This is a genomic window from Amnibacterium setariae (assembly GCF_003581425.1).
In the GTDB taxonomy this organism is placed as follows: Bacteria; Actinomycetota; Actinomycetes; order Actinomycetales; family Microbacteriaceae; genus Amnibacterium; species Amnibacterium setariae.
This window is the reverse complement of sequence record NZ_QXTG01000001.1, coordinates 883,802-903,860: the sequence shown is the minus strand read 5'-3', so window position 1 is coordinate 903,860 and position 20,059 is coordinate 883,802. Positions and strand designations below refer to the sequence as shown.

Annotated in this window: 24 protein-coding genes; 18 read left to right on the top strand and 6 right to left on the bottom strand. The window is 75.3% G+C overall.

The annotated features are described in order from the left end of the window. Position 1: 1 nt before the first annotated feature. Positions 2 to 271 carry a hypothetical protein gene (locus tag D1781_RS17445; protein ID WP_158589998.1) on the top strand — a complete coding sequence of 90 codons (270 nt, stop codon included), beginning with the start codon at positions 2 to 4 and terminating at the stop codon, positions 269 to 271. A 2-nt stretch (positions 272 to 273) separates the two neighbouring features. Here the strand turns inward: D1781_RS17445 and add are convergent, their stop codons facing one another. After that, on the bottom strand, positions 274 to 1,254 hold the full coding sequence (gene add / locus D1781_RS04645) for an adenosine deaminase (RefSeq protein ID WP_199706385.1): 981 nt from the start codon (positions 1,252 to 1,254) through the stop codon (positions 274 to 276). Positions 1,255 to 1,321: 67 nt separating this feature from the next. Between add and D1781_RS04640 the strand changes: the two genes are divergently transcribed. From D1781_RS04640 to D1781_RS04625, 4 genes are all read left to right on the top strand, one after another. After that, the gene (locus tag D1781_RS04640; protein ID WP_119481064.1) at positions 1,322 to 2,308 is read left to right on the top strand and encodes an aldo/keto reductase; all 987 of its coding nucleotides are present in this window, start codon (positions 1,322 to 1,324) and stop codon (positions 2,306 to 2,308) included. A 141-nt stretch (positions 2,309 to 2,449) separates the two neighbouring features. Further along, a complete protein-coding gene (locus D1781_RS04635) occupies positions 2,450 to 4,117 on the top strand; it encodes an ATP-binding cassette domain-containing protein (protein ID WP_119481063.1) in 1,668 nt (555 codons plus the stop codon). After that, complete coding sequence (locus tag D1781_RS04630; protein ID WP_119481062.1) at positions 4,098 to 4,436, top strand: TraR/DksA family transcriptional regulator; 339 nt, start codon at positions 4,098 to 4,100, stop codon at positions 4,434 to 4,436. The genes D1781_RS04635 and D1781_RS04630 overlap by 20 nt, the downstream gene beginning before the upstream one ends. 151 nt (positions 4,437 to 4,587) lie before the next feature. Continuing rightward, positions 4,588 to 4,911: a hypothetical protein gene (locus tag D1781_RS04625; RefSeq protein ID WP_119481061.1), complete on the top strand. Its 324-nt coding sequence runs from the start codon at positions 4,588 to 4,590 to the stop codon at positions 4,909 to 4,911. Here D1781_RS04625 and D1781_RS04620 read toward each other — a convergent pair. After that, complete coding sequence (locus tag D1781_RS04620) at positions 4,875 to 5,720, bottom strand: M23 family metallopeptidase (RefSeq protein WP_119481060.1); 846 nt, start codon at positions 5,718 to 5,720, stop codon at positions 4,875 to 4,877. The two genes, D1781_RS04625 and D1781_RS04620, sit on opposite strands and share 37 nt — an antisense overlap. A gap of 44 nt (positions 5,721 to 5,764) precedes the next feature. After that, positions 5,765 to 6,637, bottom strand: coding sequence for an alpha/beta fold hydrolase (locus D1781_RS04615; RefSeq protein WP_119481059.1), 873 nt, complete (start codon positions 6,635 to 6,637; stop codon positions 5,765 to 5,767). Positions 6,638 to 6,745: 108 nt separating this feature from the next. Here D1781_RS04615 and D1781_RS04610 point away from each other — a divergent pair, with 108 nt between their 5' ends. From D1781_RS04610 to D1781_RS04575, 8 genes are all read left to right on the top strand, one after another. After that, positions 6,746 to 7,942, top strand: a complete 1,197-nt coding sequence (locus D1781_RS04610; RefSeq protein WP_119481058.1) for a sensor histidine kinase — start codon at positions 6,746 to 6,748, stop codon at positions 7,940 to 7,942. Then, positions 7,939 to 8,604, top strand: a complete 666-nt coding sequence (locus tag D1781_RS04605; protein WP_119481057.1) for a response regulator transcription factor — start codon at positions 7,939 to 7,941, stop codon at positions 8,602 to 8,604. The genes D1781_RS04610 and D1781_RS04605 overlap by 4 nt, the downstream gene beginning before the upstream one ends. Then, positions 8,604 to 9,107, top strand: a complete 504-nt coding sequence (locus D1781_RS04600) for an AAA family ATPase (RefSeq protein WP_119481056.1) — start codon at positions 8,604 to 8,606, stop codon at positions 9,105 to 9,107. The genes D1781_RS04605 and D1781_RS04600 overlap by 1 nt, the downstream gene beginning before the upstream one ends. A 129-nt stretch (positions 9,108 to 9,236) precedes the next feature. Next, entirely contained in the window at positions 9,237 to 10,013 is a 777-nt protein-coding gene (locus D1781_RS04595; RefSeq protein ID WP_119481055.1) for an ABC transporter ATP-binding protein, read from the top strand. Further along, a complete protein-coding gene (locus D1781_RS04590) occupies positions 10,010 to 11,398 on the top strand; it encodes an ABC transporter permease (protein ID WP_119481054.1) in 1,389 nt (462 codons plus the stop codon). The genes D1781_RS04595 and D1781_RS04590 overlap by 4 nt, the downstream gene beginning before the upstream one ends. Further along, complete coding sequence (locus tag D1781_RS04585; protein ID WP_119481053.1) at positions 11,398 to 11,850, top strand: hypothetical protein; 453 nt, start codon at positions 11,398 to 11,400, stop codon at positions 11,848 to 11,850. The genes D1781_RS04590 and D1781_RS04585 overlap by 1 nt, the downstream gene beginning before the upstream one ends. 34 nt (positions 11,851 to 11,884) lie before the next feature. Further along, positions 11,885 to 12,226 carry a nuclear transport factor 2 family protein gene (locus tag D1781_RS04580; protein ID WP_233550988.1) on the top strand — a complete coding sequence of 114 codons (342 nt, stop codon included), beginning with the start codon at positions 11,885 to 11,887 and terminating at the stop codon, positions 12,224 to 12,226. After that, positions 12,223 to 13,449, top strand: a complete 1,227-nt coding sequence (locus tag D1781_RS04575) for an FAD-dependent oxidoreductase (RefSeq protein ID WP_119481052.1) — start codon at positions 12,223 to 12,225, stop codon at positions 13,447 to 13,449. The genes D1781_RS04580 and D1781_RS04575 overlap by 4 nt, the downstream gene beginning before the upstream one ends. Before the next feature lie 12 nt (positions 13,450 to 13,461). On the opposite strand, the gene D1781_RS04570 is transcribed toward D1781_RS04575, so the two are convergent. Together D1781_RS04570 and D1781_RS04565 are read right to left on the bottom strand one after the other, a co-directional pair. Further along, positions 13,462 to 13,884: an organic hydroperoxide resistance protein gene (locus tag D1781_RS04570; protein WP_119481051.1), complete on the bottom strand. Its 423-nt coding sequence runs from the start codon at positions 13,882 to 13,884 to the stop codon at positions 13,462 to 13,464. 56 nt (positions 13,885 to 13,940) lie between these two features. After that, positions 13,941 to 15,524, bottom strand: coding sequence for a DEAD/DEAH box helicase (locus tag D1781_RS04565; protein WP_233550986.1), 1,584 nt, complete (start codon positions 15,522 to 15,524; stop codon positions 13,941 to 13,943). A gap of 267 nt (positions 15,525 to 15,791) precedes the next feature. Here D1781_RS04565 and D1781_RS04560 point away from each other — a divergent pair, with 267 nt between their 5' ends. From D1781_RS04560 to D1781_RS04550, 3 genes are read left to right on the top strand one after another with little or no spacing between them, the layout of a single operon-like run. Next, positions 15,792 to 16,754, top strand: coding sequence for an NADPH:quinone reductase (locus D1781_RS04560; RefSeq protein ID WP_119481735.1), 963 nt, complete (start codon positions 15,792 to 15,794; stop codon positions 16,752 to 16,754). A 16-nt stretch (positions 16,755 to 16,770) separates the two neighbouring features. Further along, complete coding sequence (locus D1781_RS04555) at positions 16,771 to 17,394, top strand: cysteine hydrolase family protein (RefSeq protein WP_119481049.1); 624 nt, start codon at positions 16,771 to 16,773, stop codon at positions 17,392 to 17,394. A 17-nt stretch (positions 17,395 to 17,411) separates the two neighbouring features. After that, positions 17,412 to 17,924: a MarR family winged helix-turn-helix transcriptional regulator gene (locus tag D1781_RS04550; RefSeq protein ID WP_233550984.1), complete on the top strand. Its 513-nt coding sequence runs from the start codon at positions 17,412 to 17,414 to the stop codon at positions 17,922 to 17,924. 21 nt (positions 17,925 to 17,945) lie between these two features. Here the strand turns inward: D1781_RS04550 and D1781_RS04545 are convergent, their stop codons facing one another. Then, positions 17,946 to 18,296 (bottom strand): nuclear transport factor 2 family protein, encoded by a 351-nt coding sequence (locus D1781_RS04545; RefSeq protein ID WP_119481048.1) that lies wholly within the window; start codon positions 18,294 to 18,296, stop codon positions 17,946 to 17,948. A gap of 173 nt (positions 18,297 to 18,469) precedes the next feature. Between D1781_RS04545 and D1781_RS04540 the strand changes: the two genes are divergently transcribed. Then, positions 18,470 to 18,643 carry an antitoxin gene (locus D1781_RS04540; RefSeq protein WP_119481047.1) on the top strand — a complete coding sequence of 58 codons (174 nt, stop codon included), beginning with the start codon at positions 18,470 to 18,472 and terminating at the stop codon, positions 18,641 to 18,643. An 83-nt stretch (positions 18,644 to 18,726) separates the two neighbouring features. Continuing rightward, positions 18,727 to 20,028 (top strand): O-acetylhomoserine aminocarboxypropyltransferase/cysteine synthase family protein, encoded by a 1,302-nt coding sequence (locus D1781_RS04535; RefSeq protein WP_119481046.1) that lies wholly within the window; start codon positions 18,727 to 18,729, stop codon positions 20,026 to 20,028. Positions 20,029 to 20,059 lie beyond the last annotated feature (31 nt).

Here is a 20,059-nt window from a genome sequence, read left to right as displayed (position 1 = left end):
GATGCCCGACCCGGAGACGGTCTGGACCTCCCGCCGCGCGCTGCTGCTCGTGGCGGGGCGCTGGACGCCGGGCCGGCTCCGCCTGAGCGACCGCGCGCTGCGGTTCACGGCGCACGACGGCGAGGTCGTCGAGGTCGCTGCGGCCGAGGCGCGGGCGGTGCGGCTCGTCGGCCGGCCGCGCCGCGTCCTGCTGCTGGAGACGCCGGACGGCCCCCTCCGCCTCCGCTGCTTCGCCGCGCCCGCCGTCGCGGCGCTGCTGCGCCGCGTCTGAGCTCAGGCGAGCCAGGCGTCGATGTCGGCGAGCGCCCGGGTCCTCACGTCCTCGGGGGCGCCGGAGGCGGTGATGGAGGCGCGGGCGCAGCCGGCGAGCTGCTCGTCGGTGAGGCCGAGGCGCTCGCGGGCGAGCTCGTACTCCTCGAGCACGTCCGGCCCGAACTGGATCGGGTCGTCCGCGTTGATGGAGCAGCTGACCCCGGCGGCGAGCAGCGCGGGCAGCGGGTGGTGCTCGAGGTCCGGCACGACGTGCAGTACGACGTTGGAGCTCGGGCAGACGTCGAGCGTCACGCCGAGCCGGGCGACCTCCGCGGTCAGCTCCGGGTCCTCGATCACGCGGACGCCGTGGAGGATCCGGTCGGCGTGCAGCACCTCGACCGCCTCGCGGACCGACTCCGGGCCGACCAGCTCGCCGGCGTGCGGCGTGATGAGCAGCCCCGCGTCCCGGGCGATCTCGAACGCCTCGAGGAACGGCGCGGCCGGGAAGCCGCGCTCGTCGGCGTGGAGGCCGTACGCGACGACCCCGCGGCCCGCGTAGGCGGCGGCGAGGCGGGCGTCGGCGACGGCGAGCTCGACGGCCACGGTGCGGGCGGAGGCGATCATCGCGCGGATGACGACGCCGGTGCGGTCCTCCTCCCGCTTCGCCGCGGCGAGCAGGAAGTCGAGCGCCGCCTGCGCGTCGTCGCCGAACAGGTGCGCGTGGAGCACGGGCGCGAGGGTGACCTCGACGTACACGACGCCGTCCGCCTGCGCGTCGTCGGCCATCTCCGTCATGATCCGCTCGAGCTGGTCCGGGCGCCGGATGAGGCGCAGCACGTCGCCGTACGCCGCCTCGAAGTCCGTGAAGTCGGCGAAGTCCGCCCACGAGGGCACCGGCTCGTCCGCCTCCGCCGCGATGTCGCGGAGCGTGGCGGGGCGCATCGACGCCTCGAAGTGCAGGTGCAGATGGCCTTTGGGGAGCAGGGCGAGATCGCGGGTCACGGCACCACTCAACACGGTCCGTGTTTCGCGGAGGCGCCGTCCAGACGCCGCGGCGCAGGCTGGCGCCGTGCAGTACACGCATCTCGGCCGTTCGGGCCTCTCCGTCTCCCGCCTGGTGCTCGGCACCATGAACTTCGGCATGGAGGCCGAGGAGGCGGACGGCTTCCGCATCATGGACGCCGCGCACGACGCCGGCATCAACTTCTTCGACACCGCGAACCGGTACGGCGGGAAGACCGGGCCGGGCGGCACGGAGTCGATCATCGGCCGCTGGTTCGCGCAGGGCGGCGGCCGTCGCGAGCGCACGGTGCTCGCCACCAAGCTCTACGGGGACATGCCGTTCGGCGAGCGCGACTCGTGGCCGAACGGCGGAAAGCTCTCCGCGCTGAACATCCGGCGCGCGCTCGACGCCAGCCTGCAGCGCCTCCAGACCGACCACGTCGACCTGTACCAGTTCCACCACGTCGACCGGGACACGCCCTGGGACGAGATCTGGCAGGCGATGGAGGTCGCGGTCGCCCAGGGCAAGGTCCTCTACGCCGGCAGCAGCAACTTCGCCGGCTGGCACCTCGCGACGGCGCAGGAGGCCGCGAGGAAGCGCGACTACACCGGCCTGGTCTCCGAGCAGTCGCTCTACAACCTGCTCGCCCGCACGATCGAGCTCGAGGTGATCCCGGCCGCGGAGCACAACGGCATCGGGATCATCCCCTGGTCGCCGCTGCAGGGCGGGCTGCTCGGCGGCGTGCTGAAGAAGGAGCGCGACTCGAGCCGCCGCACCTCCGGCCGCGCGAAGGAGTCGCTGGAGGCGCACCGCGAGCAGATCGAGCAGTACGAGGACTTCGCGGACGAGCTCGGCCACGAGCCGGGCGACGTCGCGCTCGCCTGGCTGCTGCACCAGCCGGCGGTGACCGCGCCGATCATCGGTCCGCGCACCCGCGAGCAGCTCGACGCCGGCATCCGTGCGCTCGACGTGCGGCTCGACGCCGACGCGCTCGCCCGCCTCGATGCGATCTTCCCGGGCCACAAGCCCGCCCCGGAGGACTACGCCTGGTAGCCGCTGCGCACATCCTTCGTTCCGCAGGACGTCACGTCCTGCGGAACGAAGGGCGTGCGGTTGCGAGGCGCCCCCGGGTTCGGGCACCCTGATCGGCTGCGTTCTGCGGCCGGCCACCGCGCCGCGACACCGGAGGATCCCGTGGCGCACCTCGAGCTCGCCCACGTCGACCACGCCCTCGACGACGGCCGGCCGCTGCTGAACGACGTCTCGCTGCGCATCGGCGAGGGCGCGAAGGTCGCGCTCGTCGGCCCGAACGGCATCGGCAAGACGACGCTGCTGGGCCTCCTCGACGGCCGCATCCCGGTGCAGGAGGGCTCGCGCGGCCTCTCCGGCCGGCTCGGCGTGATGCGCCAGTTCATCGGGAGCGTGCGCGACGAATCCACGGTGCGCGACCTCCTGCTGACGACGAGCCCGCCCGCGATCCGGGCGGCTGCGGAGGCCGTCGACGCGGCCGAGGAGCGGGTCATGGTGGACGACTCCGAGAAGGCGCAGATGGCGTACGCCCGGGCGCTCGCCGACTGGGGCGACGCGGGCGGCTACGACGAGGAGGTCCGCTGGGACTCCGCCACCCTCGAGGCGCTGCACGTGCCCTTCGACCAGGTGCAGCACCGGCGCGCGGCGACGCTCTCCGGCGGCGAGCAGAAGCGGCTCGTGCTCGAGAGCCTGTTCAGCGGCCCGGACGACGTGCTGCTGCTCGACGAGCCGGACAACTACCTCGACGTGCCCGGCAAGGAGTGGCTCGAGCGGACGGTCCGGGACTCCCCCAAGACCGTGCTGCTCGTCACCCACGACCGCGAGGTCATCGCCCGCTGCGCCACGGCGATCGCCACGCTCGAACGCGGCGCGGCGGGCGCCACGCTCTGGCTGCACGGCGGCGGGCTCGACTCGTACCGGCAGGCGCGCGTCGACCGGAACGACCGCCTCGACGAGGTGCGCCGCCGCTGGCTGGAGGAGGAGCAGAAGCTCAAGGACCTCGTCGCCATGTACAAGGTGAAGGCCGCCTACAACTCGGACATGGCCTCCCGCCTCCAGGCCGCCCGGAGCCGTCTCGCGCGGTTCCAGGCGGAGGGCATGCCGGAGGCCGCGCCGATCCCGGAGCAGCTGACGATGCGCCTCGCCGGCGGCCGCACCGCCAAGCGGGCGATCGTCGCGGAGCGCCTCGAGCTGACCGGGCTGATGAAGCCGTTCTCCACCGAGATCTGGTTCGAGGACCGCGTGGCGGTGCTCGGCAGCAACGGGTCGGGCAAGAGCCACTTCCTCCGCCTGCTCCGGCAGACCGACGAGCACCGGGTCGGCACGGACGGCGTCGGCGAGCCCGTCGCCCACACCGGCGTGGTCCGGCTCGGCAACCGGGTGCGCACCGGGTACTTCAACCAGACGCACCAGCACCCGGAGTTCACGGGCCGCACCCTGCTCGAGATCCTCGACGCCGGCTCCCCGGACCGCTCGGGGCTCGACCGCGGCGGCGCCTCCTCGGTGCTGAACCGGTACGGCCTCGTGAAGAGCGCGGAGCAGCGGTTCGAGAGCCTGTCCGGCGGGCAGCAGGCGCGGTTCCAGATCCTGCTGCTCGAGCTGGAGGGCGCGACGCTGCTGCTGCTCGACGAGCCGACGGACAACCTCGACTTCGAGTCCGCGGAGGCGCTCGAGCAGGCGCTGGCCCGGTTCGAGGGCGCCGTCGTCGCGGTCACGCACGACCGCTGGTTCGCGCGCGGCTTCGACCGGTTCCTCGTGTTCGACGCCGACGGCCGGGTGCGGGAGGCGGACGAGCCGGACTGGGCGGTGGGGCATGTCCGACGCGCCCGCTGAGGCGCGCCTGCTCGCCCTCCGCGCGGAGGCCGAGGCCGAGCTCCGCGCGGCGGGCGAGCGCATCGACGCGATGACCGCCGCCCGGGCCGACGCGAACACCGACGACGAGCACGACCCGGAGGGCGCGACGATCGGCTTCGAGTGGTCGCAGGCGGACGCCCTCCGCAGCGTTCTGCGCCAGCGCCTCGCCGAGGTCGACGCCGCGCTCGCCCGCATCGCGGACGGCGCCTACGGCGTCTGCGCGGTCTGCGGCGAGCCGATCCCGGCGGCGCGCCTCGAGGCCCGCCCGACGACGGACCGCTGCATCCGCCACGCCTGACCGCCCGCGCGTTGCCGCTCCTCGTGGCCTCCGACCCCCTCCAGGTCGCGCGCAGTGGCAACACGATGAGGGTTCAGGGAGGCGCCCCCGTCCGTCGAGGCGGCGTCCAGGGCGCGCCGGGAGGATCGGAGCGATCCACGAGGAGGACCGCATGCTGCGAGCCGTGTACGTCCGCACGCTGAAGGACGGCGTCACCGACGACCAGTACATCGACGCCTGGATGCCGGAGGGCACCGCCCGCGAGGACTACCCGGCCCGCGTCTCCGTCTCCCGCTCCACGGTGGACGAGCGCCAGACTGTCACGGTGTTCGAGTTCGACGGCGACCCGGACCACGTGCTCGACGCGCTCGCCCCGCTCGTGCGCCCGGACTGGCGCGACCGCGTCGCGGAGGTCATCGAAGGCACCGACGTCGAGACGATCTACGTCGAGACGGTGACCTACGGCTCCGTGGGCGCGCCGAGCGCGTCCGCCTGAGGCCCGAGCGCCTCGCCGTCGACCGGCAGGCCGCCGGGGACCGTCCACGGCAGGCCCGTCGCGAGGAAGACGGAGGCGACGTCCTGCCGCTGGCAGTGCAGGTGCGGCTCGGTCGTGCTGCCGGTGTTCCCGCACCGGGCGAGCACCTGCCCGACGGCGACGCGGTCGCCGCGGCGGACGCCGACGCTGCCGGCCTGCAGGTGCGCGAGCACGAAGTGCGTGCCGTCCGCGAGGCGCAGCACGACGTGGTTGCCGAGCACGCCGGCGGGTCCGACGGCCTCCCGCGGGATCGCCTCGAGGAAGAACAGGGCGTACGCGAGCCAGGAGGAGCGGCTCCGGTGGTCGCGCATCCGATCGACCGCGCGGACGACGACGCCGTCCGCCGGCGCGAGGACCGGGAGCCCGAACGCCGGGAAGCGCTCCGGCGCCAGGAACGACCCTCCTGCCTCCCCGAACCGCGGCCGCTCGACGCCCGCGGGCGCGGCGAGCAGGTCGATCGCGAAGGCCTGGCCGTAGGCGTGCGTGCCGTGGCTCGGCACCTTCGACGTCGGCGAGTTCAGGGCCTCCCACCGGCCGTCGACCGGCGCGGCGAGCAGGAGCGGCTCGGCCCGGACGGCCGGTCCGAGGAACGTGCCGACCAGCGCGACCGCGAGCAGCACGACCCCGGTGAGGACGAAGGGCAGCCCGGCGGTGTCGAGGTCGGCGAGGACCAGCACGACGCCGACGACGATCGCGAGCGCCCCGACGGCCTGGGCGGGCAGGCGCACCCGCCCGCTGACCGTCGCGAGCGCGTTCCGGGACGAGGCCATGCGGCGACCGTGCCCGGCGAGGCGCACGGCCGCCTGACCGCCCGCTAAGCGGCGGCGATGAGCTCGTCGAGCATGCGGTCGATCGCACCGACCGCGATCGACAGGTGCCCCTCGCCGCGCTGCAGCCGCGCGGCGACGCCCGGCACGTGGTCGGCGAGCCAGCGGCCGTGCGCGAACGGCACCATCAGGTCCTCGTCGCCCTGCCAGAGCACGACCGGCTTCCGGACCTCGTCGAGCGAGAAGCCCCAGTCGCGCACGAACGCGAGGTCGTCGTCGAGCCACCCGTCGACGGAGACGCGGAGGGCGTCCGCGAACGACGCCGCCATGTCCTCGCCGAACTCGGCGGTGAGCACGGCCCTATCGGCGTCGGGCAGCAGCGAGCCCATCGCGGCGATGACGCCCTCGGCCGTCGTCGCCTGCAGCTCGGGGCGCTGGGCGTCGAGGTAGGGGCGGAGGTGCGCCTCCCCCTCCACGGCCAGGCCGAACTCGTCGAGGTTGTCCTGCCCCATGCCGGCGAGGAAGTCGAGGCCCTCGGCGTCGAAGGGCGCGACGCCCGCGATCAGCAGCGCGGACTTCACGTGCGGCAGCCGGGCGGCGCAGGCGAGCGCGTGCGGGCCGCCTCCCGACCAGCCGGCGACGTACGCCTCCTCCGCGCCGATGCTCGCGAGCACCGCGGCAGTGTCCTCGACGACGTCGGCGACCGATCGGCCCGCGCGCCGCGTCGACCCGCCGTAGCCGGGCCGCGTCAGGGCGACGAAGCGCAGCCCGTGCGCGTGCACGGCGCGTTCCATCGAGCGCGTCGGCCGGGCCGAGCCCGGGGTGCCGTGGTGGAACACGAGCGGGACGCCGTCGTCGGGCCCGCTGATCCAGGTCTCGAGGACGCGGCCGTCGGGCAGGGTGAGGGAACCGGAGGTCACGCGGAAATCCTTCCACCGCCCTCCGAGCGCCGGATCCGCCTCATCCGGAAGGAGGAGATCGGCGCGGTCGGCCCGCCCGGCCCGCACCGCCCCGCCTACCCTTGCCCCGTGTTCCGCCCCATCAGCCAGACGCAGAAGGTCGTCGACGGCGTCATCGCCGTCGCCTTCGTGCTCGTGCTCGGGGTCCTCACCGCTCGGGGCTACGGCGACGAGCCCGTGCGGCTGCTGCCGGTGCTGCTGCTCGGCGGCGCGCTCGCGCTGCGCCGCTGGTCGCCGCAGCTCGCGCTGGTCGGCGCCTGGGCGGCCGCGGTCGTGCAGATGCTCGTGGCCGACGCCCCGGAGCTCTACGACGCCGCGATCCCCGCGATCGTCTACGCGTGCGCCGCGTACGGCTCGCGCGGTCTCCGCTGGGCCGCGTTCACCTCCTCGTTCGTCGGCGGCGCCGTCGCGGGCGTCTTCACGGCGCGCTACTCCTTCCTCTACGCGGCCCGCGGCTCGACCTCGGACCTGCAGGACGCCGTCACCCGGTTCGCGGGATTCGGCGCCCTGACCGCCGTCACGCTGCTGCTGGCCTGGACGCTCGGCGTCCTGGTCCGCACGGCGCAGCGGTCGCGCCGGAACCGGCAGGAGGCCGACGAGGCCGGCCAGCAGGTCGCGGCGGAGCAGGAGCGCACCCGGATCGCCCGCGACATGCACGACGTCGTCGCCCACTCCCTCGCGGTCGTCATCGCCCAGTCCGACGGGGCCCGCCTGCTGCGGCGCACCGACCCGGAGGCGGTCGACGAGGCGCTCGAGACGATCGGCTCGGTGTCCCGGGCCGCGCTGGCCGACGTGCGGGTGCTGCTGCAGCAGCTGCGGTACGAGGGCACGACGAGCGTGCAGCCCGGCCTCGCGGACCTCGACGCGCTCGTCGGCCAGTTCCGCGGCTCGGGGCTCGAGGTCGAGCTGCAGCGCGACGACGACCTGACCGCCCTCGGCACGGCCACGCAGCTCGCCGCGTTCCGCATCGTGCAGGAGTCGCTGACCAACGCGCTGCGCCACGGCGACCTCGCCAGGCCCGCCTCCGTCGTCCTGACCCGCAGCCCCCACGGACTGGAGGTGGAGGTCGTGAACGCGATCGACCCCGCTCGCCCGCCCAAGCCGTCGCCCGGCGGCCACGGCCTGATCGGCATGCGCGAGCGCGCGGGCGCCGTGCAGGGCGACCTGCGCGCCGGCCCGGACGGCGACCGCTTCCGCGTGCGCGCGTTCCTCCCGGCCTCCGCCACGGCCGCGATCCCCGTCGTGGCGGCGGGCGGTCGCGCATGACCGGCATCCGCGTCGCCCTGGTCGACGACCAGGCGATGTTCCGCCGCGGCGTCTCGATGATCGTGCGCTCGCAGCCGGACCTGCAGGTGGTCGGCGAGGCCGGCGACGGGGAGCAGGCGATCGCGCTCGTGGAGCGCGAGCACCCCGACGTGGTGCTGATGGACGTGCGCATGCCGGTGCTCGACGGCGTCGCCGCGACGAAGCGCATCCTCGGTGACGCCGCCGCCCGCGGCGAGACCGGGCCGCGCATCATCGTGCTCACCACCTTCGACCTCGACGCGGACGCGGCCGCCGCCATCCGGGCGGGCGCGAGCGGCTTCGTGCTGAAGGACGCCGACCCGGACTTCCTGATCGCCGCGATCCGCACCGTGCACGCGGGCACCGCCGTCGTCGCCGCCTCCGCCACCCGGGCGCTCCTCGAGCGGTTCGAGCCGGTGCAGCAGCGTCCCGTGCCGCCCGAGTTCGAGACCCTCACCGGCCGCGAGCGCGACGTGTTCGCCCTCGCCGCGAAGGGCCTCTCGAACTCGGAGATCGCCCGCACCGAGTACGTGTCGGAGGCGACGGTGAAGACGCACATCAGCAACGTGCTGACGAAGCTCGGCCTCCGCGACCGGGTGCAGCTCGTCGTGTTCGCCTACGAGAACGGCCTCGTCGACCGCTGATGGACGCGCTCCTGCTGCTCGGCACGGTCGGCGTCGGCAAGTCGAAGCTCGCGGAGGCGGTCAGCGGGCTGCTCGAGGAGCGCGGCACGGTGCACGCGGTGCTCGACCTCGACGACGTCCGGCGCCTGCGCCCGGCCCCTGCGGGCGACCCGTTCCAGCTCGAGATCGAGCTCGTGAACCTCGCGGCGCTGGCGGCGAACTTCCGGGCGGCGGGCGCCCGCCTGCTCGTGGTCGCGGGCGTCGTCGAGACGCGCGCGGAGCTGGCGCGGGTGCTCGCGGCGATCGGTGCCGAGCGCACCGAGGTCGTGCGGCTGGTCGCCGCGCCCGCCGCCCTGCAGGAGCGCCTCCGCGGCCGCCACGTCGACGACCCCGACGGGCTCGCCTGGCACCTCGACCGCACGGTGGCCCTGACGGGGATCCTCGACGACGCGGCCCTGACGGAGCGCGTCCTCGACACGACGGGCCGCGCGCCGCGGGAGCTCGCCGAGGACCTCCTCCGCTGACCCCGTCGTCTCGGAGGCGGACCTCGCCTCCGAGACGAAGAGCAGGCGGGCATCTCCGCCCTTCGGATGAGGGCGGTTCAGCCCGCGGCCCGATCCGCGCGGAGGGGTGCCGTTCCTAGCGTCGGAGGCATGAGCACAGCCCTCCCCGTCCAGCCCCGGACCGCCGTGGACGCGGTCGCCCAGGTGCACCAGGTCGTCAAGCGCTACGGCAGCGGCGACGCGGCCGTCCACGCCCTCCGCGGCGTCGACCTCGAGGTCCGCCGCGGCGAGTTCGTCGCCATCATGGGCCCCTCCGGCAGCGGCAAGTCCACGCTGATGCACCTGCTCGCCGGCCTCGACTCCCCGAGCTCCGGCGAGGTGTGGCTCGGCGAGCGCGAGATCGGCGCCCTCGACGACACCGCGCTGACCCTGCTGCGCCGCGAGCGCATCGGCTTCGTCTTCCAGGCGTTCAACCTCGTGCCGACGCTCGACGTCATCGGCAACGTGATGCTGCCGTTCGAGCTGCGCGGGGCGAAGCCGACGCGGGAGGAGCGCGACCTCATCGGGCGCCTGCTCGACGAGCTCGGCCTCGCCGACCGGCTCGGCCACCGGCCCCGCGAGCTCTCCGGCGGCCAGCAGCAGCGCGTCGCGATCGCCCGCGCGCTCGCCTCCCGGCCCCGCCTCGTCGTCGCCGACGAGCCGACCGGCAACCTCGACTCCCGCACCGGCCGGGAGGTGCTGGCGCTGCTCGCCGGCGCCGCGGCGAACCACGGCCAGGCGATCGCGATGGTCACGCACGACCCGGTCGCGGCGAGCTACGCCGACCGCATCGTGTTCCTCGCCGACGGCCGCGTCGTCGCGGAGGAGGGCCGCATGGAGGCCGAGCGCATCGCGCGCTTCATGCTCTCCCTCGAGGCCGACCGATGATCCGGCAGCACGGCTCCGGCGTCCTCGTCGCCGCGCTCTCCTCCGCCTTCGGCGTCGCCCTGCTGCAGGGCACCGGCCTGCTCACCGCGGCGCTCCGGGCCGACGGCACGACCGGGACCAGCGACACCGTCGCGGCGCTGCTGCGGATCACCTCCGCGGTCTTCCTCGGCCTCGCGCTCTACGCGGGCGCCGTCGTCACCACGAACACGTTCGCCGTGATCGTGGCCGGTCGTGTCAAGGCGATCGCGCTCCGCCGCCTGCTCGGCTCGACCGCCCGGGCCGAGCGCGGCGCCGTGGCGCGCGAGGGCCTCGTCGTCGGCGCGGTCGGCGCGGCGATCGGCGTCCTCGTCGGCTCGGTCGGCGTCGCGCTGATCGCGGCCGGCGCCCGCGTCGCGGACGTCCTGCCCGCGACGCCGTACTCGTACGCGAACCCGGAGGTGCTGCTCCCCGCGGCGGCCGTGGTGCTCACGACCTGGCTCGCCGCGGTCGTCGGCTCCCGCCGCGTGCTCGCCGTCACGCCGATGCAGGCGCTCGGCGGGGCGGAGGAGGTCAGCGAGGAGGAGAGCCGCGCGAGCGCCCTCCGCTCCGCCGCCGCGATCGTGCTCGGCGCGATCGGCGCGCTGCTGCTCGTCGGCGGCGTCGCGCTCGGGGTCGTCTCCTTCGCGGGGCTGCTCGTCGCGTTCGTCGGCGGGATCGTCTCCTTCACCGGCATCGTGCTCGGCGCGCACCTCGTCATCCCGCGCGCGCTGCGGCTCGTCGGCCGGCTGATGGGCGGCTCCGCCACCACGCGCCTGGCGGCCGAGAACGCCGTCCGGTACCCGCAGCGGAGCACCCGCTCCACGGTCGGCCTGCTCATCGCCGTCACCCTGATCACGACGTTCGGCGTCGCGATCCGCACCTTCGGCGACATGATCGAGGCGGCCGCGGGGAACGACCCGGTGTACTACGCGAACACCGAGGCGATGCTCACGGCGGTGACCACCGTCTTCTCCGTGCTGATCGGCTTCAGCGCCGTGATCGCCGGGGTGGGGCTCGTCAACTCCCTCTCCCTCGGCGTGCTGCAGCGGACCCGCGAGCTCGGCCTGCTGCGGGCGCTCGGCTTCAGCGCGCGGCAGCTGCGGCGCATGATCCTCGCGGAGAGCGGGCAGCTCGTGCTCACGGCGGTGCTGCTCGGCCTCGTGCTCGGCACGGTCTACGGCTGGGCCGGCGCCCACTCCCTGCTCGGCGCCGCGCACGGCGCTCCGGGGCTGCTCTTCATCGGCTTCCCGTGGGCGCTCGCCGGGATCGTGGTCGGCGGCGGCGTGCTGCTCACCCTGATCGCCTCGGTCGCGCCCTCCCGCCGCGCCACCCGCGTGGCGCCGGTCGAGGCGCTGGGCGCCCTGTGATGCGCCGCATCGCACCCGCCCTCGGCCTGGTGGTGCTGCTGCCCCTCCTCCTGACGGGCTGCGGCGTCCAGGACCTGCTGCAGAAGCAGACGAGCGGCACCGCGGACTCCCGGGACGCGCTCGAGCACGCCTGGCACACGCCGGCGTCGCAGCCCGACTGGGTCCCGGCCGACGCGAAGCGGATCCGCTACGTCGCGGCGACGAACGGCCCCGCGGACGAGACGCCCGCCTCCGTCCGGGCGACCACGCGGAGCGCGCTCCCGGACGACTGCACGACGGTCCCCCGGCACTCGCTCGACTCGTTCGGCGAGGACTGGGCGCCCTCGAAGGTGCCCGACACCGTCGAGCGCTGCGGCAACTGGGCCGTGGTGCGGGTCGACGGCGGCTGGTTCGGCTGGACGCCGCTCTCCCCGCGCGAGCGCGCGGAGCGGGCGACGTCGGAGGCGGGCTGAGGCGGCGCACACCGCGCGGGGCCAGGATGACGCCATGAGCATGAGCCTCTCGAGCGATGTGCCGATCGCGATCCAGGCGTTCGTGGACGCGACCAACGCGGGCGACTCGGCCGCCTTCGTCGCCGCGTTCACCGAGGACGCGTTCCTGTCCGACTGGGGGCGGGAGTACCGCGGCCACGAGGAGATCGCGGACTGGGACCGCACCGACAACATCGGCAAGCGGGCGCGCTTCGAGCTGCTCGCCGTGAAGCCCGGCGTCGGCGACCAGCAGTTCGTCGCGACGGTCGTCGTCTCCGGCGACGGCTACAACGGCACGAGCGACCTCGAGTTCACGCTGCGCGGCGACCGGGTGTCGCGGCTCGTCATCGCGCCGTGACCGCGCGCGACGCGGACGTCCTCGTCGTCGGGGCGGGTCTCGCGGGGCTCGCCGCGGCGCTGCGCCTGACCGCCGCCGGTCGCTCGGTCCGGGTGCTGGAGGCCTCCGACGCACCCGGAGGCCGCGTGCGCTCCGACCGGATCGACGGGTTCACGGTCGACCGCGGGTTCCAGGTGCTGCTCACCGCGTACCCGGAGCTGCAGCGGATCGGGCTGCCGGCCGGGCTCGACCTCGGCGCGTTCGTCCGCGGTGCGCTCCTCCGCGACGCCGACGGCCTGCACCTCGTCGCGGACCCGCGCTCCGCGCCCGCGGGCGCGCCGGGGCTCGTCACCGCGCCGCTCGGCACCGCCGTGCAGCGGGCGGCGCTCGGCGCGTACCTCGCCGGCGTCGTGGTCACGCCGACGGGGCGGCTGCGGCGGGGCCGCGACGTGGAGCTGCGGGAGGCGCTCGCCCGGCACGGCGTGCGCGGCGCCCCGGTCGAGCACTTCCTCCGCCCGTTCCTGCAGGGCGTGCTGCTCGAGCGGGACCTCACGACCTCGAACCGCTTCGCCGGGTTCGTGCTCCGCTGCTTCGCGCTCGGCCGCGTCGGGGTGCCGGCCCACGGGATGGGCGCGCTCTCCGACGGCCTCGCGGCGCGGCTGCCCGCGGGCGCGATCGAGTACGGCCGGCGCGTGGAGGCGGTGCGCCCCGGGGAGGTCGACGTCGCCGGCGAGGGCACCCGTCGCGCGGAGGCGGTGATCGTCGCCGCCGACCCGGTGACCGCGGCCGGGCTGCTCGACCTCCGCGTCCCCGTGATGCACGCCGTGACGACGGTGTGGCACGCGGTGCCCGCGCCGCCGACGCGGCGTCCTGCCATCGCGCTCGACACCGAGCGCGGCCCCGTCGCGAACAGCGTCGTGATGTCGAACGCCGCCCCCGCCTACTCCCCCGACCGCCGCGCCCTCGTCGCGTCGTCGATGCTCGCGCCGGAGCCGATCCCGGACCGGCTGCTGCGGTCGACGCTCGCGCGGATCTGGGGCGTCGGCACGACCGGTTGGGAGGAGGTCGCGGTCACCCGCGTGCCCGCGGCGCTGCCCGCGCTGCCGGGCGGCAGCCCCCTCCGCAAGCCGGTCCGGCTCACGGAGGGGCTGTACGTCGCCGGCGACCACCGGGACACCCCGTCGCAGCAGGGCGCCCTGGTGTCGGGCCGCCGCGCCGCGGACGCGTACCTCGCGGGTCGCTAGCCCCGCGTCGGGTCAGTCGTCGGAGACGGCGACCGTCACCTCGATGTTGCCGCGCGTCGCGTTCGAGTACGGGCACACCTGGTGCGCCGCGTCGGCGAGCTCCTGGGCCTGGTCGTGCGGCAGGTCCGGGATCACGACCTCGAGGTGCACGGTCAGCGCGTAGCCGCCCGCGTCGTTCGGGCCGATGCCGACGCGCGCGCCGACGCTCGAGTCGCCGAGCGACACCTTCCGGCTGCGCGCGACGCCCTGGAGGGCGGAGTGGAAGCAGGCCGCGTAGCCGGCCGCGAACAGCAGCTCGGGGTTCGCGCCCGCGCCGGAGCCGCCCATCTCCTTCGGCGCCGCCATGTCGAGGTCGAGGATGCCCTCGGAGGAGCGGACGTGCCCGTTTCGCCCGGCGCCCGTGGAGAGCGCCTCGGCCGTATAGATCGTTGCCATGCCACCACCAAGACGCGTGCACCGGGTTCTATTCCGGTGCACGCATCGCAGTGGGGTCAGCGACCGCCTTCGGGGCGGCCGGCCGGACGGCCCGCGCGGCGGCTGCCGCGCCGCTCCGCCGGGGCGGCGTCGCTGAACTGGGCCCAGGCCGCGCGCGGCGTGGAGCCGGAGGAGGTGGAGTAGCGCACGGGAGCGGCGCCGCGGGGCTCGTCGCGGCGGCCGCCACCGGCGGCCGGACGGCCCTCGCCGCCGCGACGGCGCTCGCCGCTCTGCCCGGACCGGCCCGCCTGGCCCGACCGCTCCGACCGGTCGCGCCGCTCGCCCTGGCCCTCGCCGGAGCCGCGGCGGCGGCCGCCGCCGGCTGCCGGGGCGCCGGTGCGCTCGACGCCCTCGCCGCGGGTGCGGCGCTGCTGCTGGCCGCCGGCGCGCTGCTGCCCGGCGGGCCGGTCCGCCTTCGGGCGGGCCGGCGCCTGCTGCTGCACGACGACGGGAGCGGGCGCGACCTTCGGCGCGACCTCGCCGACGAGGTCGCGGACCGCGTCGGACTGCGCCGTCACCTGGACCGGCTTCGCGGCGATGCCGGCCGCGCGGAGCAGCTGCGCGACGTCCCGACGCTGCTCCGGCAGGACGAGCGTCACGACGGTGCCCGCGGCGCCGGCGCGCGCGGTGCGGCCGGAGCGGTGCAGGTACGCCTTGTGCTCGGTGGGCGGGTCGACGTGGATCACGAGCGCCACGTCGTCGACGTGCACGCCGCGGGCCGCGACGTCGGTCGCGACGAGCACCTTGATGGCGCCGGAGGAGAACGCGGCGAGGTTCCGCTCGCGCGCGTTCTGCGAGAGGTTGCCCTGCAGGTCCGCGGCGGGGATGCCCGCGGCGGTCAGCTGCTTCGCGATCCGCTTCGCGACGTGCTTCGTCCGCACGAACAGGATGCGGCGGTCGGTGCCTCCGGCGAGCGCCTCCATCACGAGGCGCTTGCCGTCGGCGTCGGCGACCTCGAGCACGGCGTGCTCCATCGTCTCGACCGCGGGGCGGCCGTCGTCCACGGAGTGCGTGACCGGGTTCGAGAGGAAGCGCTTGACCAGCTTGTCCACGCCGTTGTCGAGCGTCGCGGAGAACAGCAGCCGCTGGCCGCCCTGCGGCGTCGCGGCGAGCAGGCGGGTGACGCCCGGCAGGAAGCCCATGTCGGCCATGTGGTCGGCCTCGTCGAGCACGGTGATCTCGATGCCGTCGAGCGTCAGGGCGCGCTGCTTCAGCAGGTCCTCGAGCCGGCCGGGGCAGGCGACCAGGATGTCGACGCCGGCCCGGAGCGCCGCGACCTGCGGGTTCTGCGAGACGCCGCCGAAGACGGTCGTCACGGTCATGCCCGCCGCGGCCGCGATCGGCTGCACGGTCGCCGCGATCTGCGTGGCGAGCTCGCGGGTCGGTGCGAGCACGAGGCCGCGGGGCCGGCCGGAGCGGCGCTGGCCGCCCTGCAGGCGGGCGACGAGCGGCAGCGCGAAGGCGAGCGTCTTGCCGCTGCCGGTGCGGCCGCGGCCGAGCACGTCGCGGCCGGCGAGGCTGTCGGGCAGCGTGGCGGTCTGAATGGGGAAGGGCTCCGCGATCCCGAGGCCGTCGAGGGCCGGGAGCAGGGATGCGGGCACGCCGAGATCGGCGAAGGAAGCGGGCACAGGGGTTCTCTCTGATTCGATGCGGCGTTCTGGCCGCGGCGGCGGTGCGGACTGTGCACCTGAACGCGCCGCGTGCGACACCGTCTCGACCGCTGGATGCGGGAGGTCGGGTGCGCTTCGACGCCCACGCCCGTCTCGGGCGCGTTCCCAGGGTACCAGCCGGGGGCGCCCGCCCAGGTCAGGGGCCGGTTCCCGGGCTTCCGAGCGCCGCCGTCCGACGGCGGTGGCACAGTGGGCGACGTGCGCGCAGCCTGGTACGACACGCAGGGCCCCTCGTCTGTGCTGCAGGTGGGCGAGCTGCCCGACCCGGAGCCCGGAGAGGGCGAGGTGCGGGTGCGCGTGACCCGGTCCGGGATCAACCCGGGCGACGTCAAGAAGCGCACCGGCGAGTACAGCGGGATGGCGTACCCGCGGGTCGTCCCGCACAGCGATGGCGTCGGCGTGATCGACGCCGTCGGTCCCGGCGCAGACGCGGCCCGGATCGGGCGCCGGGTCTGGGTGCACGGCGCGCAGTCGTACCGGCAGCTCGGCACGGCGGCGGAGTACGTCGTGGTCCCCGAGCCGCTCGCGGTCGACCTGCCGGACGGCGTGTCCGACGACCTCGGCGCCGCCCTCGGCATCCCCGGCATCACGGCGCACCGCGCGGTCTTCGGCGACGGCCCCGTGTCGGGCTCGACGGTGCTCGTCCACGGCGTGCGCGGCGCAGTCTCCTCCCTCGCCGCCCAGCTCGCCGCGTGGGGCGGCGCCACCGTGATCGGCACGGTGCGCACGGCGACGTCCGCCGCGGTGCGGGGCGTCTCGTCCCTCGTCGCGCTCGACGACGACCCGGCCGCCGCCGTCCTCCGCCTCGCGCCCGGCGGCGTCGACCGGATCGTGGAGGTCGCGCTCGACGCCAATGCCGACCTCGACGCCGCCGTGATCCGCAACCTCGGCGTGATCGCCGCCTACGCCACGCACGACGACCGGCCGGGCCTGCCCTTCTGGCCGATGCTCTTCCAGAACACGACGATCCGGCTGCTCGGCAGCGACGACTTCCCGGAGGCGGCGAAGGCGCAGGCCGCGGCCGACCTCTCCGCCGCAGCCGCCGCCGGGGCGCTCGAGGCGCCCGTCGCCGCCGTGCTCCCCCTGGATCGGATCGCCGAGGCGCACGACGCCGTCATGGACCCGGCCGTGCACGGCCGGGTGCTGCTGTCCATCGACTGAGGGCTACCGTCGCGGCATGACCGACTCCGGGCCCCGCAGGGCGCTGATCGTGATCGACGTGCAGCGCGAGTACGTGGACGGCGCCCTGCCGATCGCGCACCCGCCGCTCGAGGAGAGCCTCCCGAACATCAAGGCCGCCGTGGAGGCCGCGCACGCCGCGGAGGTGCCGGTGGTCCTCGTGCGGCACGTCGACGCGGCGGACTCCCCCGTCTTCGCGGAGGGCTCACGCGGCGCCGAGCTGCACGACGTGGTCGCCGACGCGGCGCACGACCTGCTGCTCGTCAAGCAGCAGGTGTCGTGCTTCGGCGGCACCCGCCTCGCGGAGTGGCTCGCCGCGCGCGACGTCGACACGCTCGCGATCGCCGGCTTCATGACGCAGCACTGCGACGAATCGACGGCGCGCGACGCGGCGGACCTCGGCCTCGCCGTCGAGGTGCTGTCGGACGCGACCGGCACCCTGCCGCTCACGACCCCGGCCGGCGCGATGACCGCGCGCGAGGTGCACGAGCGGAGCCTGCTCGTGCTCGCGTCGGGCTTCGCCGCGGTCGTGCCGACGGACGCCTGGGTGGCGGCCGCGATCGACGGCGCGCCGCTGCCCGGTCCCGACCTCTGGGCCGCCACCGAGCCCGCGAGGGCGTGACGGGCCGGGAGGAGGGCGTGCCCGCCCCGCCGTTCGACCCCGCGTCGCCGTTCTCGCTGCTCGACGAGGACGAGACCGCGTTCTGGTACTCGTACATGAAGGTCCTGCTGCGGGTCCGCCACGAGATGAACCGGCAGCTGCGCACCGCCTCCGGGATCTCGATGGCGGACTACGACGTGCTCGTCGCGCTGACCAGCGAGGGCGACGGGCGGCTGCGCGTCGGCGACCTCGCGGTGCGCATCGGCTGGGAGCGGAGCCGGCTGTCGCACCACCTCGCCCGGATGCGGGCGCGCGGCCTCGTCGCGACGGACCGGTCCGAGGACGACCACCGCGGGTCCGAGGTCGCCCTGACGGCGGAGGGGCGCCGCGTGCTCGCCGAGGCGACGCCCGGCCACGTCGCGTTCGTGCGCGCCGCGGTGCTCGACGCGCTCCCGCGCGAGGACCTCGGGCGGCTGCACGACGCGCTCGACCGCGTCTACGACTCGCTCATCGAGCACGGCTCGCTGCCGCGCCCGAGCGACCACCCCTGAGCGCCGGGCCGCCGCTGACGGTCAGGCGAGCAGGGTCAGCACCTCGGCGATCCGGCCGTCGACGACCGTGAGCACGTCGATGCCGCGCGCCACGGGCTCCGCGCCGGCTGGCCCGAACCGCCACGCGAGCGCGGCCCGCTCCCCCGCCGAGTACGCGGGGCCGTCGTCGGTGAAGACGAAGCCGGGCGCGCCGTCGAGCAGCCCGGCCGCCTTCGCCACCACGGCGTCGACGCCGACCACCGTCTCCTCCGGGTCGACGAACCGCACGTCGTCCGTGTAGATCGCGTCCGCCGTCGCGCGACGCCGGTCGGCGTCCCGCTCCCCGAAGACCCCGTGCAGGTTCGCCGCCAGCAGCTCGGCCGTGGTCGCCATGCGCCCTCCTCAGTCCGTGAAGTGTCACCGATCCAACGGCACCGCCGGTGGTGCGTCAAGGGAGGACGCGCCGCGTGTGCAGCGGACGGTCGGGCGCCGGGGAGGAGGCGCCCACCCCGGCCGCGCAGACTCTGGCCGACCGCGCCGTTGGGCGCGGAGGGACGGAGCACCGCATGAGCGGCATCGGAGACAAGGCGAAGGACTTCCTGAGCTCGGACAAGGGCGAGCAGGCCAGCGACAGCGCCCTCGACAAGGCCGGCGACGCGGCGGACAAGGCCACCGGCGGGAAGCACGGCGACCAGATCGACAAGGCGGAGCAGACGGCCGACACGAAGCTCGGCAGCTGAGCCGGACCTCTCGATCCCCGTCGCGTTCCTCCCGGTGACGCGGCGGGGATCGCCCGCATCCGGGCGCCGGTAGCGTCGAACGCATGGCCGACCGCGAGTACGGGTTCCGAACCAGGGCGATCCACGCGGGGAACATCCCGGACGCGACGACCGGCGCTCGGGCGCTGCCGATCTACCAGACGAGCGCGTTCGTCTTCGACGACACCGACGACGCGGCCGCCCGTTTCGCGCTGCAGAAGTACGGGAACATCTACAGCCGCCTCGCGAACCCGACGGTCGCCGCGTTCGAGGAGCGCATCGCGAGCCTCGAGGGCGCCCTCGGCTCGGTGGCCACCGCGTCCGGGCTGGGCGCGCAGTACATCACCTTCGCGAGCCTCGTCGGCCAGGGCGACCACGTCGTCGCCTCCGCCAACCTCTACGGCGGCTCCCTCACGCAGCTCGACGTGTCGCTGCGCCGCTTCGGCGTGGAGACGACGTTCGTGCAGTCGAGCGACGCGGAGGCCTATGCGGCGGCGATCACCGACCGCACGAAGGTGGTCTTCGCGGAGAGCGTCGCGAACCCCTCCGGCACCGTGGCCGACGTCGAGGGCCTCGCCGACGTCGCGCACGCGGCGGGCGTGCCGCTGATGATCGACGCCACCGTCGCGACGCCGTACCTCTCGCGGCCGATGGAGTGGGGCGCGGACATGGTGACGCACTCCGCGACGAAGTTCCTCGGCGGCCACGGCACGACGCTCGGCGGCGTCGTCAGCGAGTCGGGCCGCTTCGACTGGTCCGGCGAGCGCTTCCCGCTCTTCGAGCAGAGCGTGCCGTCGTACGGCGGCCTGCAGTGGCACGGCAACTTCGGCGAGTACGCCTTCCTCACCCGGCTCCGCGCGGAGCAGCTGCGCGACACCGGCCCGGCGCTCGCGCCGCACTCCGCGTTCCTCCTGTCGCTCGGCGTCGAGACCCTCCCCTTCCGCATGCAGGCGCACGTCGACAACGCGCGGGCCGTGGCGGAGTGGCTGGAGGCGGACGACCGCGTCGAGTACGTCAGCTGGGCGGGCCTGGCGTCGCACCCGCACTTCGAGCGGGCGCGGAAGTACCTGCCGAAGGGGCCGGGCAGCGTGTTCGGCTTCGGCGTGAAGGGCGGCCGCGACGCGGGCCGCACGTTCATCGAGTCCGTCGACCTGGCGAGCCACCTCGCGAACATCGGCGACGCGAAGACGCTCGTCATCCACCCCGCGTCGACCACGCACGCGCAGCTGACCGACCAGCAGCTGGAGGACGCGGGCGTGCAGGCGGGGCTCGTGCGCATCAGCGTCGGCATCGAGGACCTGGACGACATCGTCGCCGACCTCGACCAGGCGCTCGACGCCGCGACGGGCCGCACGACCGTCGCCTGAGAGCCCGGCGCCGCTCAGCGGACGCCAAACC

Coding starts and splice junctions, on each gene's coding strand:
- D1781_RS04590 (WP_119481054.1), top strand. CDS start 10,010: ATGATCCGGCAGCACGGCTCCGGCGTCCTCGTCGCCGCGCTCTCCTCC.
- D1781_RS04585 (WP_119481053.1), top strand. CDS start 11,398: ATGCGCCGCATCGCACCCGCCCTCGGCCTGGTGGTGCTGCTGCCCCTC.
- D1781_RS04545 (WP_119481048.1), bottom strand. CDS start 18,296: ATGGCGACCACGGCCGAGCTGCTGGCGGCGAACCTGCACGGGGTCTTC.
- D1781_RS04580 (WP_233550988.1), top strand. CDS start 11,885: ATGAGCATGAGCCTCTCGAGCGATGTGCCGATCGCGATCCAGGCGTTC.
- D1781_RS04535 (WP_119481046.1), top strand. CDS start 18,727: ATGGCCGACCGCGAGTACGGGTTCCGAACCAGGGCGATCCACGCGGGG.
- D1781_RS04570 (WP_119481051.1), bottom strand. CDS start 13,884: ATGGCAACGATCTATACGGCCGAGGCGCTCTCCACGGGCGCCGGGCGA.
- D1781_RS04625 (WP_119481061.1), top strand. CDS start 4,588: ATGCTGCGAGCCGTGTACGTCCGCACGCTGAAGGACGGCGTCACCGAC.
- D1781_RS04620 (WP_119481060.1), bottom strand. CDS start 5,720: ATGGCCTCGTCCCGGAACGCGCTCGCGACGGTCAGCGGGCGGGTGCGC.
- D1781_RS04595 (WP_119481055.1), top strand. CDS start 9,237: ATGAGCACAGCCCTCCCCGTCCAGCCCCGGACCGCCGTGGACGCGGTC.
- D1781_RS17445 (WP_158589998.1), top strand. CDS start 2: ATGCCCGACCCGGAGACGGTCTGGACCTCCCGCCGCGCGCTGCTGCTC.
- D1781_RS04555 (WP_119481049.1), top strand. CDS start 16,771: ATGACCGACTCCGGGCCCCGCAGGGCGCTGATCGTGATCGACGTGCAG.
- D1781_RS04630 (WP_119481062.1), top strand. CDS start 4,098: ATGTCCGACGCGCCCGCTGAGGCGCGCCTGCTCGCCCTCCGCGCGGAG.
- D1781_RS04540 (WP_119481047.1), top strand. CDS start 18,470: ATGAGCGGCATCGGAGACAAGGCGAAGGACTTCCTGAGCTCGGACAAG.
- D1781_RS04605 (WP_119481057.1), top strand. CDS start 7,939: ATGACCGGCATCCGCGTCGCCCTGGTCGACGACCAGGCGATGTTCCGC.
- D1781_RS04600 (WP_119481056.1), top strand. CDS start 8,604: ATGGACGCGCTCCTGCTGCTCGGCACGGTCGGCGTCGGCAAGTCGAAG.